The sequence below is a fragment of the Kitasatospora sp. NPDC001527 genome (genome assembly GCF_040298605.1).
Lineage (GTDB): Bacteria > Actinomycetota > Actinomycetes > Streptomycetales > Streptomycetaceae > Kitasatospora.
Genome location: NZ_JBEPAM010000064.1, coordinates 1 through 12,194 on the forward strand (window position 1 = coordinate 1; position 12,194 = coordinate 12,194).

The 12,194-nt window shown below is 75.2% G+C and carries 11 protein-coding genes, 2 rRNA genes and 1 pseudogene; 11 read left to right on the forward strand and 3 right to left on the reverse strand.

Annotated elements, in window-relative coordinates:
- The 4 genes and pseudogenes from ABT238_RS34880 to ABT238_RS34895 all read left to right on the forward strand — a co-directional run.
- Positions 1–93 (forward strand): 23S ribosomal RNA (locus ABT238_RS34880); the annotation flags it as partial.
- A gap of 108 nt (positions 94–201) precedes the next feature.
- Positions 202–318, forward strand: a 5S ribosomal RNA gene (gene rrf, locus ABT238_RS34885).
- Between the two features lie 340 nt (positions 319–658).
- A pseudogene (locus ABT238_RS34890) lies at positions 659–1,699 on the forward strand (hypothetical protein); the annotation flags it as partial.
- Positions 1,700–1,975: 276 nt separating this feature from the next.
- Positions 1,976–2,857: a hypothetical protein gene (locus ABT238_RS34895; RefSeq protein WP_350564879.1), complete on the forward strand. Its 882-nt coding sequence runs from the start codon at positions 1,976–1,978 to the stop codon at positions 2,855–2,857.
- 113 nt (positions 2,858–2,970) lie between these two features.
- Here the strand turns inward: ABT238_RS34895 and ABT238_RS34900 are convergent, their stop codons facing one another.
- The gene (locus ABT238_RS34900; protein ID WP_350564881.1) at positions 2,971–4,341 is read right to left on the reverse strand and encodes a DUF1015 family protein; all 1,371 of its coding nucleotides are present in this window, start codon (positions 4,339–4,341) and stop codon (positions 2,971–2,973) included.
- A gap of 93 nt (positions 4,342–4,434) precedes the next feature.
- On the opposite strand from ABT238_RS34900, the gene ABT238_RS34905 reads away from it, so the two are divergent.
- A complete protein-coding gene (locus ABT238_RS34905; RefSeq protein ID WP_350564882.1) occupies positions 4,435–5,058 on the forward strand; it encodes a tetratricopeptide repeat protein in 624 nt (207 codons plus the stop codon).
- Between the two features lie 82 nt (positions 5,059–5,140).
- Positions 5,141–6,184, forward strand: coding sequence for an HAD-IIA family hydrolase (locus tag ABT238_RS34910; RefSeq protein ID WP_350804440.1), 1,044 nt, complete (start codon positions 5,141–5,143; stop codon positions 6,182–6,184).
- A 34-nt stretch (positions 6,185–6,218) separates the two neighbouring features.
- On the opposite strand, the gene ABT238_RS34915 is transcribed toward ABT238_RS34910, so the two are convergent.
- Complete coding sequence (locus ABT238_RS34915) at positions 6,219–6,566, reverse strand: alkyl sulfatase C-terminal domain-containing protein (RefSeq protein ID WP_350564886.1); 348 nt, start codon at positions 6,564–6,566, stop codon at positions 6,219–6,221.
- Positions 6,567–6,750: 184 nt separating this feature from the next.
- Between ABT238_RS34915 and ABT238_RS34920 the strand changes: the two genes are divergently transcribed.
- The 4 genes from ABT238_RS34920 (at position 6,751) to ABT238_RS34935 (ending at position 9,654) form a co-directional block, all read left to right on the forward strand.
- A complete protein-coding gene (locus ABT238_RS34920; protein ID WP_350804450.1) occupies positions 6,751–7,566 on the forward strand; it encodes a hypothetical protein in 816 nt (271 codons plus the stop codon).
- Positions 7,559–7,807 carry a hypothetical protein gene (locus tag ABT238_RS34925; protein WP_350564890.1) on the forward strand — a complete coding sequence of 83 codons (249 nt, stop codon included), beginning with the start codon at positions 7,559–7,561 and terminating at the stop codon, positions 7,805–7,807. The genes ABT238_RS34920 and ABT238_RS34925 overlap by 8 nt, the downstream gene beginning before the upstream one ends.
- A gap of 45 nt (positions 7,808–7,852) precedes the next feature.
- A complete protein-coding gene (locus ABT238_RS34930) occupies positions 7,853–8,659 on the forward strand; it encodes a TlyA family RNA methyltransferase (RefSeq protein ID WP_350565056.1) in 807 nt (268 codons plus the stop codon).
- Between the two features lie 92 nt (positions 8,660–8,751).
- Complete coding sequence (locus tag ABT238_RS34935) at positions 8,752–9,654, forward strand: NAD kinase (protein ID WP_350550376.1); 903 nt, start codon at positions 8,752–8,754, stop codon at positions 9,652–9,654.
- A gap of 80 nt (positions 9,655–9,734) precedes the next feature.
- Here the strand turns inward: ABT238_RS34935 and yczR are convergent, their stop codons facing one another.
- On the reverse strand, positions 9,735–11,273 hold the full coding sequence (gene yczR, locus ABT238_RS34940; protein ID WP_350804459.1) for a MocR-like transcription factor YczR: 1,539 nt from the start codon (positions 11,271–11,273) through the stop codon (positions 9,735–9,737).
- A 138-nt stretch (positions 11,274–11,411) separates the two neighbouring features.
- Between yczR and yczE the strand changes: the two genes are divergently transcribed.
- Positions 11,412–12,140 carry a membrane protein YczE gene (yczE, locus tag ABT238_RS34945; protein ID WP_502884239.1) on the forward strand — a complete coding sequence of 243 codons (729 nt, stop codon included), beginning with the start codon at positions 11,412–11,414 and terminating at the stop codon, positions 12,138–12,140.
- Positions 12,141–12,194 lie beyond the last annotated feature (54 nt).

Genomic DNA, 12,194 nt, shown 5'->3' on the forward strand with positions numbered 1-12,194 from the left:
GGCTCCCAGTAGACGACTGGGTTGATAGGCCGGATATGGAAGCCCTGTGAGGGGTGGAGTTGACCGGTACTAATAGGCCGAGGGCTTGTCCTCAGACGCTCGCGTTCACTGTGTGGTTCCCGGGTAGCGAACAGCTATCGCCGGCGAACAAAGAAACACTTATCAACTGAAGAGTGTGTTTCGCTGAATACCCGATAGGGTTTCGGTGGTCATAGCGTGAGGGAAACGCCCGGTTACATTCCGAACCCGGAAGCTAAGCCTCACAGCGCCGATGGTACTGCAGGGGGGACCCTGTGGGAGAGTAGGACGCCGCCGAACAATTATTCAAAGCCGCGGCCCCCAGCGATTCGCTGGGGGCCGCGGCTTTTTTGCGTATGTGCGCAGGTGTGCACGACAGGTAGAACGGGACTTCCGCCCGGACGCGGAGCGTCCCCGGATGCCGGACAATGGAGATGGTGCACGGCCAGAAGGTCGGCACCGAACCGCGTGAGGGCAGTGGTGCTGCCCGGGCCGCGGTGGAGATGAAGCAGCAGAAGGAGTCACCACGATGGCGAACCAGCCTCAGGACCGTCCCGAGCGTCGATCGGACGACGGCCGCGGCTACGAGCCCCGGTCTCGCGGGGGCTGGTCGAACGACCGTGGTCCGCGCCGCGACGACCGCCGCGACGACCGTGGCGGCCCCCGCCGCGACGACCGTCCGTCCGGCGGGTACGGCCGGGACCGCGATGACCGTGGTGGCGACCGCGGCGGCTTCCGTCGCGACGACCGCCCCGCCGGTGGCGACCGCGGCGGCTTCCGTCGCGACGACCGCCCCGCCGGTGGCGACCGTGGCGGTTTCCGCCGTGACGACCGCCCCGCCGGCGGTGGCTTCCGTCGCGATGACCGTCCGTCGGGTGGCTACGACCGTGGCGGCCGTGACGACCGTGGCGGCTTCCGCCGTGACGACCGTCCGTCGGGCGGTTACGACCGTGGCGGCCGTGACGAGCGCGGTGGCGACCGTGGCGGTTTCCGCCGTGACGACCGTCCGTCCGGCGGGTACGGCCGGGACCGCGATGACCGTGGTGGCGACCGTGGCGGGTTCCGTCGCGACGACCGCCCGGCCGGCGGCGGGTTCCGCCGTGACGACCGCCCGGGTGGGTTCCGTCGTGACGACCGTGACGACCGTCCGCGTCGTGAGGACCGTCCCTTCCGCGACCGCGATGACCGTGGTGGCGACCGTGGTGGTTTCCGTCGCGACGACCGCCCCGCCGGCGGTGGCTTCCGCCGTGACGACCGCCCGTCGGGCGGTTACGACCGTGGCGGCCGTGACGACCGTGGTGGCGACCGTGGTGGTTTCCGTCGCGATGACCGTCCGTCCGGCGGTGGTTTCCGCCGTGACGACCGTCCGTCGGGCGGTTACGACCGTGGCGGCCGTGACGACCGTGGTGGCGACCGTGGCGGGTTCCGTCGCGATGACCGTCCGTCCGGCGGTGGTTTCCGCCGTGACGACCGTCCGTCGGGCGGTTACGACCGTGGTGGCGACCGTGGCGGGTTCCGTCGCGACGACCGCCCGGCCGGCGGTGGCTTCCGCCGTGACGACCGCCCGGGTGGGTTCCGTCGTGACGACCGTGACGACCGTCCGCGTCGTGAGGACCGTCCCTTCCGCGACCGCGATGACCGTGGTGGCGACCGTGGCGGGTTCCGTCGCGACGACCGCCCGGCCGGCGGTGGCTTCCGCCGCGACGACCGTGGCGACCGGGGTGACCGCGGCGGCTACCGTGGCGGCCGTGACGAGCGTGGTGGCGACCGTGGCGGCTTCCGCCGTGACGACCGCCCGGGTGGGTTCCGCCGTGACGACCGTGACGACCGTGGCGGCTACCGCGGTGGCCGTGACGAGCGCGGCGGCCGGGACCAGGACGACCGCCGGGGCAACTACGAGCCGGTCAAGCGCCTGCCGATCCCGGAGGACGTCACCGGCTTCGAGATCGACGCCGACGTGCGCCAGGAGCTCAAGAGCCTGCCCAAGACGCTCGCCGACGACGTCGCCCGCAACCTGGTGATGGTCGCCCGCCTGCTCGACAGCGAGCCGGAGGAGGCCTACCAGTACTCGCGCGTGGCGCTGCGGCTGGCCTCCCGCGTCGCCGCCGTCCGCGAGGCGGCCGGCTTCGCCTCCTACATGACCCAGCGCTACTCGGAGGCGCTGACCGAGTTCCGCGCCGCCCGCCGGATGACCGGCCGCGCCGACCTGTGGCCGGTCATGGCCGACTGCGAGCGCGGCCTGGGCCGCCCGGAGCGGGCGCTGGCGATGGCCGGCGAGCCCGAGGTCAAGCAGCTGGACAAGGCCGGCCAGGTCGAGATGCGCCTGGTCGCGGCCGGTGCGCGCACCGACATGGAGCAGTTCGACGCGGCCGTCGTCACCCTGCAGAGCCCCGAGCTGGCCTCGCCCGCCGTGCACTCGTGGACCGCGCGCCTGCGCTACGCGTACGCCGACGCGCTGATCGCGGCAGGCCGTGGCGAGGAGGCCCGCGACTGGTTCTCCAAGGCCGCCGAGGCGGACACCGACGGCACCACCAACGCCGCCGAGCGTCTCGCCGAGATCGACGGTGTGGAGTTCGTGGACGCCCTCGACCCGGAGGTCGCCGAGGAGGAGGCCGAGCAGGCCGTCACCGAGCCGGCCCGGCGCAAGGGCGGCGAGACCTCGGACGAGCACGTCATCTTCGAGGACGAGGAGGACGTCGAGGAGTACTACGACGAGGACGACCTCGAGATCGACGACGACTTCGACGGCGTGGTCCCCGAGCGCACCCCCGCCGCCGAGAAGGCCGACGAGGCCGAGAAGGCGGAGCAGCCGGAGCAGGACGACGAGGCCGGCAAGTAGGCACCGGACCTGACGACGAGTGAGGCCCTGCCGCGCCCCGGGAGATCCCGGAGTGCGGCAGGGCCTCACTGCGTGTCGGACGGGCCGCGCCCGCGCGGCCCGGGCCGTCCGCGTCAGCCGAGTTCGAGGTTGCGCAGCACCAGCCCGGTGGCCGGCTTCGGGCCGAAGGACGTGGACTTGCGCGGCATGGTGACGCCCTGTTCGGCGAGCCGCCGGACGACGCTCTCCCGTACCGGGTGCAGCAGCACGGCCGTCCCGCCGCTGCGGGCGGCCTCCCGCTCGGCGGCGGCCGCGGTGTGCAGGTAGCCGATGTCGTCGGGGCCGTCCGGGACCCGCCAGGTGTGGTCGAGCAGGGTGGCGTGCAGCACGGTGGCGTCCAGGTGGCGCCACTCCTCGGGCTTGTCGTGCGGCACGGTGGCGTCGAGCAGGCTCTCGTCGGGGTCGCCGACGAGCCGGTAGACGCCGTCCCCGCCGGTCAGCAGGAAGCCGCTGCCGCCGTGCCGCTTCTGCTCGGCGAGCGCCTGCAGGGCGGTCTCCAGCGGGCCCGGGACCTCCTTGACCCGCCACTGGTCGCCGAGCCGCTGGAGGGCCTCGGCGACCGGCAGGCGGTACAGCACCCGGTGGATGGCCCGCACCCGCAGCGGGTAGCGGGCGGTGTCGACCAGCAGCACCAGGCCGCGGTCCCAGGGGCTGCGCGGCAGGTGGCGGTGCTCGCGCTGGAGCCGCAGGTACATCTCCCAGCGGTGGTGGCCGTCGGCGATCAGCGCCCGGCAGGTGGCCAGGTCGCGGCCGACCGCGGCGATCTCGGCGGAGCCGGTGACCGCCCACAGGCGGTGGTGGGTGCCGTCGGAGGTGGTCGTGGTGAGCAGCGGTTCGCCGCGCACCGCGTTCTCGATCACCTCGGCGGCCCCGCCGCTGCCGCGGTAGGTGAGCAGCAGCGGTTCGAGGTTGGCCCGGGTGGTGCGCATCAGGCCGACCCGGTCGGCGACCGGGCGGGGCATCACGTCCTCGTGGGGCAGGACGACGCCGGCCTCGCTGCCGCTGACCGCGAGGGCGCCGATGAGCCCGCGCTGCAGCAGTTCGGGGCTGTCGCCGGTGGCCGGCACCCGCTGCTCGTAGACGTAGAGGGCCGGCTCGGGGTCGGCGGCCAGGACGCCCTCGCGCTGCCACTCGCGCAGCAGCCGGGCGGCGTGCCGGTAGCGGGTGTCGCGGTCGGGGCGGTCGCCGGTGTCCTCCGGCTCGGGGCGCGGCAGGATCAGCCGGACGACGTTGTGCGGGTCGGCGGTCTCCAGATCGAGCCGGCGGCCGGGGTCGACGACGTCGTACGGCGGTGAGGTGACGGCGGCCAGGGCGCCGACCCGGTCGGGGACGTATCGCAGGCCGCGGAACGGGGACAGGGACAGACCTGCGGTGGCGACGTGCCCGGGATCGCCGGGGCCGCCCTGCGGAGACTCCACTCCGCTTTCTGCACTGGGTGTGCTCATTCTGGGCATCGTAACCGGGTACGCGTTGTTCAGAGATCGGAACACCCGTGCCGGTCCGGTGGGCGGGTGTCGTGACCGAGGGCGAGGTACGGGGTGAAAGAGCGCGACGAGCGGGTGGACGACGGCGTCGGCGGCGGTGCCGGCGGGGCCTTCGGTGGTGGCGGCGTGCCGGAGCAGCAGCGGCGGTCCGGGGAGCCGGAGGGGGACGTCTACGAGTGGTTCCGCCGGGGTGTGAAGCTGCTCGCCCAGGGCAATCCGGCGGCGGCCGAGCAGCTGCTGGCCCGGGCGGCCGCGGCGGAGCCGGCCTCGCGCAGCATCCGGGAGGCGCTCGCCCGGGCGCAGTACGACGCGGGCTCGTACGCGGCGGCGCTGGAGAACTTCCGGGCGGTGGCGCTGGCCGATCCCTCGGACGACTACGCTCAGTTCGGGTGGGGTGTGGCGGCGGCTCGGCTGGGGGACTTCGAGACCTCCGCCGAGCACCTGGCGCTGGCCGTGGCGATGCGGCCGGACACCGACCACTACCGGGCCGCGTTGCGGCAGACCCGGGCGACGCTGGCGGCCCGCGCCGGGGCGTTCGGCCCGCTGCTGCCGGGCGCGCCGGGGTACCTGGAGCCGCCGGCCGGGGCGGATGAGCCGCGCGGGCGGGCTTCCGGGCAGGAGCCGGGAACCGGGGCGGGCCCGGAGCCGACGGGTGAGCGGGACCGGCAGGACGGCTGAGCCCGGAGGGACGGTGCGCGCCGTCGACGGCGCCGGCAGCACCGACGAGCAGGACTGACGCGATGAGTGAGGTAGAGCAGGCATGACCGAGACGGCCACCACTGTGCGACGGACCGCCCCGGGCGGCAGCGAGCCGCCGCTGACCGAGGCGTACGACACGGCGCTCCTGGACCTCGACGGCGTGGTGTACGCCGGACCGGACGCGATCGAGCACGCCGTCGACTCCCTGGCGGCGGCCCGCGCGGCCGGGATGAAGCTGGCGTACGTGACCAACAACGCCTCCCGCCCGCCCCGGGTGGTGGCCGCGCACCTGAGCGAGCTGGGGGTGCCGGCCGAGCCGGCGGACGTGATCAACTCCGCGCAGGCGGCGGCCCGGGTGCTCGCCGACAAGCTGCCGGCCGGGGCGAAGGTGCTGGTGGTGGGCGGTCTGGGCCTGGAGGAGGCGCTGGCCGAGCGCGGCCTGGTGGCGGTCCGGACGCTGGCCGAGGGGCCGCTGGCGGTGGTCCAGGGCTTCGACGCCTCGGTCGGCTGGACGCACCTGGCGGAGGCCTCCTACGCGGTGCAGTCGGGGCTGCCGTGGGTGGCGTCCAACACCGATGTGACGGTGCCGACCGCGCGCGGGATCGCGCCGGGCAACGGGATGCTGGTGGCGGCCGTCCGCGCGGCGACCGGGGTGGAGCCGGAGGTGGCGGGCAAGCCGCTGCCGCCGATGCACCGGGAGACGGTGCTGCGCACGGGTGCGAAGCGGCCGCTGGTGGTCGGCGACCGGCTGGACACCGACATCGAGGGCGCGTTCAACGGCGGGGTGGACAGCCTGCTGGTCTTCACCGGGGTGACGACGCCGGCGCAGCTGCTGGCGGCCCCGGCCGAGCACCGGCCGACGTACCTGGCGGCGGACCTGCGGGGGCTGCTGACCGGGCACGCGCCGGTCGGCGCGCAGCCGGGCGGCGGGTTCTCCTGCGGCGGGTTCGTCGCGGTGGCGCAGGACGGCGTGCTGCGGCTGGAGGGCGTCGGGGCGGACCGCTGGGACGGGCTGCGGGCGCTGTGCGCGGCGGCGTGGACGGCGCTGGACGCGGACGGCGAGCCGGCCGACGGCCGCAAGGCGCTGGCCGAGCTGGGGTTCTAGCCGGGGTTCCGTCCGGGAAGGGGAGCGGACCGGGTCAGAGCAGGGTGCGCAGCCGTAGCAGGTCGCGGAAGCCGGCCTCCAGCCTGACCCGGCCGCTCGCCCAGGCGGACGCGAAGTTGAGCCGGCCGCCGACCAGGGCGAGCAGGTCGTCGCTGGTCATGGTGAGCCGGATGTCGGCCTTCCCGGCGGGGCTGCCGGGGGCCTCCTTGAGGTCCTGGATGCTGCCCTCGCGCAGCCGCCCGGTGAAGGTGAGGTCGAGGTCGGTGATCCGGCAGCTGAGCGAGCGGTCCAGCTCGGTGGCCTTGCGGACGTCGCCGGTGGCCTTGGCGAGGTTGCGGCTGAGCTGCTCCAGCGCCTCGCGGCACTCCTCGGCGTCGGCCATGACGGCGGATCCCTCCCTCGGCGGGCCGCGGTGCCCCGGCGGGTGGCCGGACCCGGCGGCGGGTGACTGCCGGGCCACGGTACCGCAGGACGTATTTGGCGGTAGCGTCGTCTGTGGGATGCCCGGATTCGTCCGGGCGTCGACGCGACGGAGCGATGCGCGCAGGCGAATGGGAGGCACCCGGATGCTGCCGAGGACGGTGCGAGGAGCGGTGGCGGCCGCGGCCGTGCTGGTGGAGGAGGTCGGCAAGCGGGTCGTCGGGACGGCGGCCGGCCTGCTGGAGAAGGGCGGGGTCGACGTCGCGGAGGTGGAGCGCCGGCTGGGCGGGCAGTTCCCGCCGTCGGCGAAGTCGCTCCAGACGCTGGCCGAGGAGGCGGTGACCGCCGGCCGAGCCGGGGTGGACCTCGCGGTGGGGGTGGCGCGCGGTGAGGTCGAGAAGGTCTTCGAGCGGGTCGGTGACCAGGTGACCAAGGTCGGCGTGGTGCTGGCCTACCTGGAGAACAAGCTGCGCGAGGTCGAGGAGGACGAGGCGGGGGCGGACGGGTCCGCGCCGGCTCCGCCCGCGCCCCGGGCCGGCGGGCTGTTCGAGGACGGCTGGGAGCGGGAGACGGCGGGATCGGCGGAGGCCGAGCGGATAGCGGTCGACGAGCCGGTGGAGGTCGACCCGCCGGTGCCGCCGGCCGGGACGGCTCCGGTCGCCCGGGCGCCGCAGACGGCGGCCCCGGCGCCCTCGGTGGAGAAGGCGGCCACCGGGAAGCCCGTCGCCGCGAAGAAGACCGCTGCGGCGAAGAAGACCGCCGCCGAGAAGACGGCCGCGAAGAAGACGGCGGCGAAGAAGACCGCGGTGAAGAAGACGGCCGTCAAGAAGACCGCGACCGCGAAGAAGTCCACGACCGCGAGGGCGGCCGGCGAGGCCGGGCAGGAGCAGCCGCCCGCCAAGCGGACCGCGACCAGGAAGACCACCGTCCGCCGGACCAGCACGAAGAAGCCCGATGCCTGAACCCGAACCCGGACCGCAGACCCCGGCCGGGGCCCCCGTCCCGGTCCCCGCGCCCCTGCCCGCCCCCGGTGAACCGCTGCCGCTCGGTGTCGGGCTGACCCCGACCGGGCACCCGGCCGTGGACGCCGGTCTGGCCCGGCTGGAGGCGCTGGACGGGGTGCCGACCGACGCGCACGTCCCGGTGTACGAAGATGTCCATCAGCGGCTGGTCGACACGCTGGCCGCCCTCGACCGGGACTGACCGGGCGAACGAGAACCACCCGTAGGAGCTGAAACACCAGTGGCAGTGGCACGACGCCGACTCGACGCGGAGCTGGTCCGCCGCAAGCTGGCCCGGTCGCGGGAGCACGCCTCCGAACTGATCGCGGCCGGCCGGGTGACCGTCGGCGGGACCACCGCGACCAAGCCGGCCACCCAGGTGGAGACCTCGGCGGCGGTCGTGGTGGCCAAGGACGAGAACGACCCGGACTACGTCTCGCGCGGCGGCCACAAGCTCGCCGGGGCGTTCGCGGCGTTCGTGCCGCAGGGCCTGGTCGTCGAGGGCCGCCGGGCGCTGGACGCGGGCGCGTCCACCGGCGGGTTCACCGACGTGCTGCTGCGCGCCGGGGCCGCGCACGTGCTGGCGGTGGACGTCGGCTACGGACAGCTGGCCTGGTCGCTGCAGAGCGACGAGCGGGTCACCGTGATGGACCGCACCAACGTCCGCGAGCTGACCCCGGAGATGATCGGCGGGGCCCCGGTCGACCTGGTGGTCGGAGACCTGTCGTTCATCTCGCTGGGCCTGGTGCTGCCCGCGCTGGCCGGCTGCGCCGCCGAGGACGCCGACCTGGTGCTGATGGTCAAGCCGCAGTTCGAGATCGGCAAGGAGCGGCTGGGCAGCGGCGGGGTGGTGCGCAGCCCGCAGCTGCGCGCCGAGATGGTGCGCCAGGTGGCGGGACAGGCGTGGGAGCAGGGACTGGGCGTGCGGGCGGTCACCGCGAGCCCCCTGCCCGGCCCGTCCGGAAATGTCGAGTACTTCCTGTGGATGCGCCGGGACGCGCCGCCGCTGGACCCCGCGGAGGCGGACCGGGCCGTCGCCGAAGGCCCCCGATAGGGTGCTTTGCGGACGTCCGGTCCGTCATGCTGGGTGGGGCGGCCGTACCGGGCCGACGGTGACCCGGCCGGCGTAGGGAGAGGGCAGCGGGCATGAGTGATGAACGTACGGTCTTCCTGATCGCGCACACGGGCCGGGAGGCGGCCCTGCGCAGCGTCGAGGGGCTGGTGCACGGCCTGCTCAAGGCGGGGATCCGGATCAGACTGCTGGCCGCCGAGGCGGTCGACCTCGATCTGCCGGACGGGGTGGAGACGGTCGCCGGGGGTCCGGGCGCGGCGGACGGCTGTGAGCTGATCCTGGTCGCGGGCGGGGACGGCACGCTGCTGCGGGGGGCCGAGCTGGCCCGCGAGCACGGCCTGCCGATGCTCGGCATCAACCTGGGCCGGGTCGGTTTCCTGGCCGAGGCGGAGCGGGACGACCTGGCGGTGGTGGTCGAGCGGGTGGTCGAGGCCGACTACGAGGTCGAGGAGCGGATGACCCTCGACGTGATCGTCCGCACCAACGGCGACGTGGTGCACCACGACTGGGCGCTGAACGAGGCCTCGATCGAGAAGGCGTCCCGGGAGCGGATGCTGGAGGTGGTGACCGAGGTGGACGGCCGCCCGGTCTCCAACTTCGGCTGCGACGGGGTGGTGTGCGCGACGCCGACCGGCTCGACCGCCTACGCGTTCTCGGGCGGCGGGCCGGTGGTCTGGCCGGAGGTGGAGGCGCTGCTGATGGTGCCGATCAGCGCGCACGCGCTGTTCGCCCGTCCGCTGGTGACCTCGCCGGATTCCGTGCTGGCGGTGGAGGTGCAGCCGAAGACCCCGCACGGGGTGCTGTGGTGCGACGGCCGGCGTTCGGTGGAACTGCCCGCCGGGGCGCGGGTGGAGGTGCGCCGGGGGCAGACGCCGGTGCGCCTGGCCCGGCTGCACCGGGCGCCGTTCACCGACCGGCTGGTGGCGAAGTTCGCGCTGCCGGTGACCGGGTGGCGCGGCCGGACGGACACCCACTGAGCACCGCGCGCCGACCCGCTGACGGTGCGGCGGTGTGACGGTATGACCGTGTGACGGCCCGCCCGGGAAGCGGCGGGCCGTCAGACCGCGAGCGGCTGGGTGTCGACGCCGCCCTGCCAGCGCCCCTCCTCCTCGGCGCGGGCGGCGACGCCGGCCAGCCGGCGGACGGCGTCCGGCACGGCCGGGGCGGGCACGGTGAGCGGGAGCCGCAGGTGGTGCTCGAAGGCGCCGTCGGAGCCGAACCGGTTGCCGGCGGCGATCCGGACCCCGGCGCGTTCGCCGGCCCGGGCCAGCGCCGTGCCGGAGACCCCGCCGGTGGCGACCCAGAACGACAGGCCGCCCGGTGGCACGGCGAACCGCCAGTGCGGCAGCTGCGCGCGCAGTTCGGCGCTCAGCGCCTCGGCGGTGTCCCGCAGCCGGGCCAGCTGGTGGGCGCGGACGGCCGGCAGGTCCTCGGTCAGCAACTCGGCGGCGATCAGCTGGTCCAGCACGGGCGCGCCGACGTCGCTGTAGACCCGGGTGGTGGCCAGCCGTCGGATCAGGGCGGGCGCGGCGCGCACCCAGCCGATCCGCAGGCCGCCCCAGAGCAGCTTGCCGGCCGAGCCGACCGTGACCACCTGGGCGGCGCGGTCCAGGGCGGCCGTGGGGCGGGGCGGGGCGACGCCCGCGGGCAGGCCCCAGCCGAGTTCGGCGGTGGTCTCGTCGACCAGCACGACGGTGCCGGCGGAGCGGGCGGCGGCGAGCAGCGCGCGCCGCTGCTCCTCGTCGATCAGCGCGCCGGTGGGGTTGTGGAAGTCCGGGATGACGTACGCCGCCTTCGGAGCGGCCCCGTTCAGCACCCGCCGCCACTCGGTGAGGTCCCACCCCGGCCGGGCGGCGGGTTCGCCCGCGTGCCGCCAGGTGTCCTCCGGGCCGGTGACGAGCGGGACGGGGACCAGGCGGGCCTCGTTGAGCCGCAGCGCCTGGAGGGTGTGCGCGTAGCTGGGCGCGTCGACGGCGACCCGGTCGCCTCGGCCGAGCAGGGCCTGGCGCACCAGGTGCAGGGCGCCCATCGCGCCGATGGTGATCAGGATCTGGTCGGGGGTGGTCGGCACCCCGCGCTCGGTGAAGCGGCGGGCCACCGCCTCGCGCAGCACCGGGACCCCGGTCGGGTAGTGGCCGTGCCCGGCGGCGTAGGCGGGCAGCTGCTCGACGGCGCGGGCGGCGGCCGCGGAGAGGAAGGGCTGCGGGGCGGGCAGCGCGGCCACGCCGAGGTCCAGGGTGCGGCCCTGCTCGTCCGGCGGCACCGGGTGCAGCGCGTCGCTGGGCGGGGCGGAGCCCTCGGGCAGGGCGGTCCAGCTGCCGGAGCCGCGGCGGCTGCGCAGGTAGCCGTCCGCCCGCAGGGCCTCGTAGGCGGTGGCGACGGTGGTGCGGCTGAGCCGCAGGGCGAGGGCGAGCTCGCGTTCGGCGGGCAGCCGGGCGCCGACCGGCAGCCGGCCCTCGGAGACCAGCAGCCGGACCTGGGCGGCGAGCATGCGGTAGGCGGGGCGGCGGGCGGCCCCGGGCGGTTCGGGCAGCCGCGCGGTGGCGAGCAGCCGGGCGAGCGCCGGGGACGTCACGGTGGTCTGCCAGTCGGCCATGGCACATCAGTCCACTTGCTGGGGATTGGCCCTGTCAGGGGCCGTATTGGCCTGGCCATCATGACAGGGCGGCCGTCTCGTCCGCCACCGCCGGGCCGTCGTGTCGCGGCGGTGCAGCACCACCTGCCCGGAGATTCCATGGCCACCACCGCGACCCCGTTGCCGCCGTCCCCGTCCGATGCCGCCCCCGCCCCCGGGCGGCCGGGTCTCGCCGTCCGCGTGCTGGGCGACACCCACGCGCTGGGCCGCCGGCTGCCGCAGCTGTTCGTGGGCCTCGCCCTCTACGGGGCCAGCATGGGCCTGATGCTGCGCTCCGGCCTCGGCCTGGACCCCTGGGACGTCTTCCACCAGGGACTGCAGGGCACCTTCGGACTCTCGGTGGGCGCCTGGGTGACGATCTGCGGCGCGCTGGTCCTGCTGCTGTGGATACCGCTGCGCCAGCTGCCGGGCGTCGGCACCCTCGCCAACGTGCTGGTGATCGGCGCCGCGATGGACGCCACCCTGCGCCTCGTCGGCGCGCCCGGACCGCTGCCGGCGCGGATCGCGACGATGGTGGGCGCGATCGTCCTCAACGGCCTGGCCACCGGTCTCTACATCGGCGCCCGGCTCGGCCCGGGACCGCGCGACGGCCTGATGACCGGCCTGCACCGGCGCACCGGCCGCTCACTGCGGCTGATCCGCACCGGCATCGAGCTGACCGTGCTGGCCGCGGGCGTCCTGCTCGGCGGCACCGTCGGCGTCGGCACGGTCGCCTACGCCCTGGCCATCGGCCCGCTCGCGCAGTTCTTCCTGCCCTGGTGCACCGTCCCGACGGCGGGTCCCTCCGGCAGCCCGGAAATTCCCGCCGGGGACTCCCGGAAGGGGTGAACTTCGGGGTACGGAGTTGCCGCGCGCCGTTGTCGCTCGTCGCGCGCCGGGGGC

Excerpts from the sequence above, each read along its gene's own strand:
- ABT238_RS34915 (WP_350564886.1), bottom strand. The coding sequence starts at position 6,566 with ATGGCCGACGCCGAGGAGTGCCGCGAGGCGCTGGAGCAGCTCAGCCGC.
- ABT238_RS34910 (WP_350804440.1), top strand. The coding sequence starts at position 5,141 with ATGACCGAGACGGCCACCACTGTGCGACGGACCGCCCCGGGCGGCAGC.
- yczE (WP_502884239.1), top strand. The coding sequence starts at position 11,412 with ATGGCCACCACCGCGACCCCGTTGCCGCCGTCCCCGTCCGATGCCGCC.
- yczR (WP_350804459.1), bottom strand. The coding sequence starts at position 11,273 with ATGGCCGACTGGCAGACCACCGTGACGTCCCCGGCGCTCGCCCGGCTG.
- ABT238_RS34920 (WP_350804450.1), top strand. The coding sequence starts at position 6,751 with ATGCTGCCGAGGACGGTGCGAGGAGCGGTGGCGGCCGCGGCCGTGCTG.
- ABT238_RS34925 (WP_350564890.1), top strand. The coding sequence starts at position 7,559 with ATGCCTGAACCCGAACCCGGACCGCAGACCCCGGCCGGGGCCCCCGTC.
- ABT238_RS34900 (WP_350564881.1), bottom strand. The coding sequence starts at position 4,341 with ATGAGCACACCCAGTGCAGAAAGCGGAGTGGAGTCTCCGCAGGGCGGC.
- ABT238_RS34935 (WP_350550376.1), top strand. The coding sequence starts at position 8,752 with ATGAGTGATGAACGTACGGTCTTCCTGATCGCGCACACGGGCCGGGAG.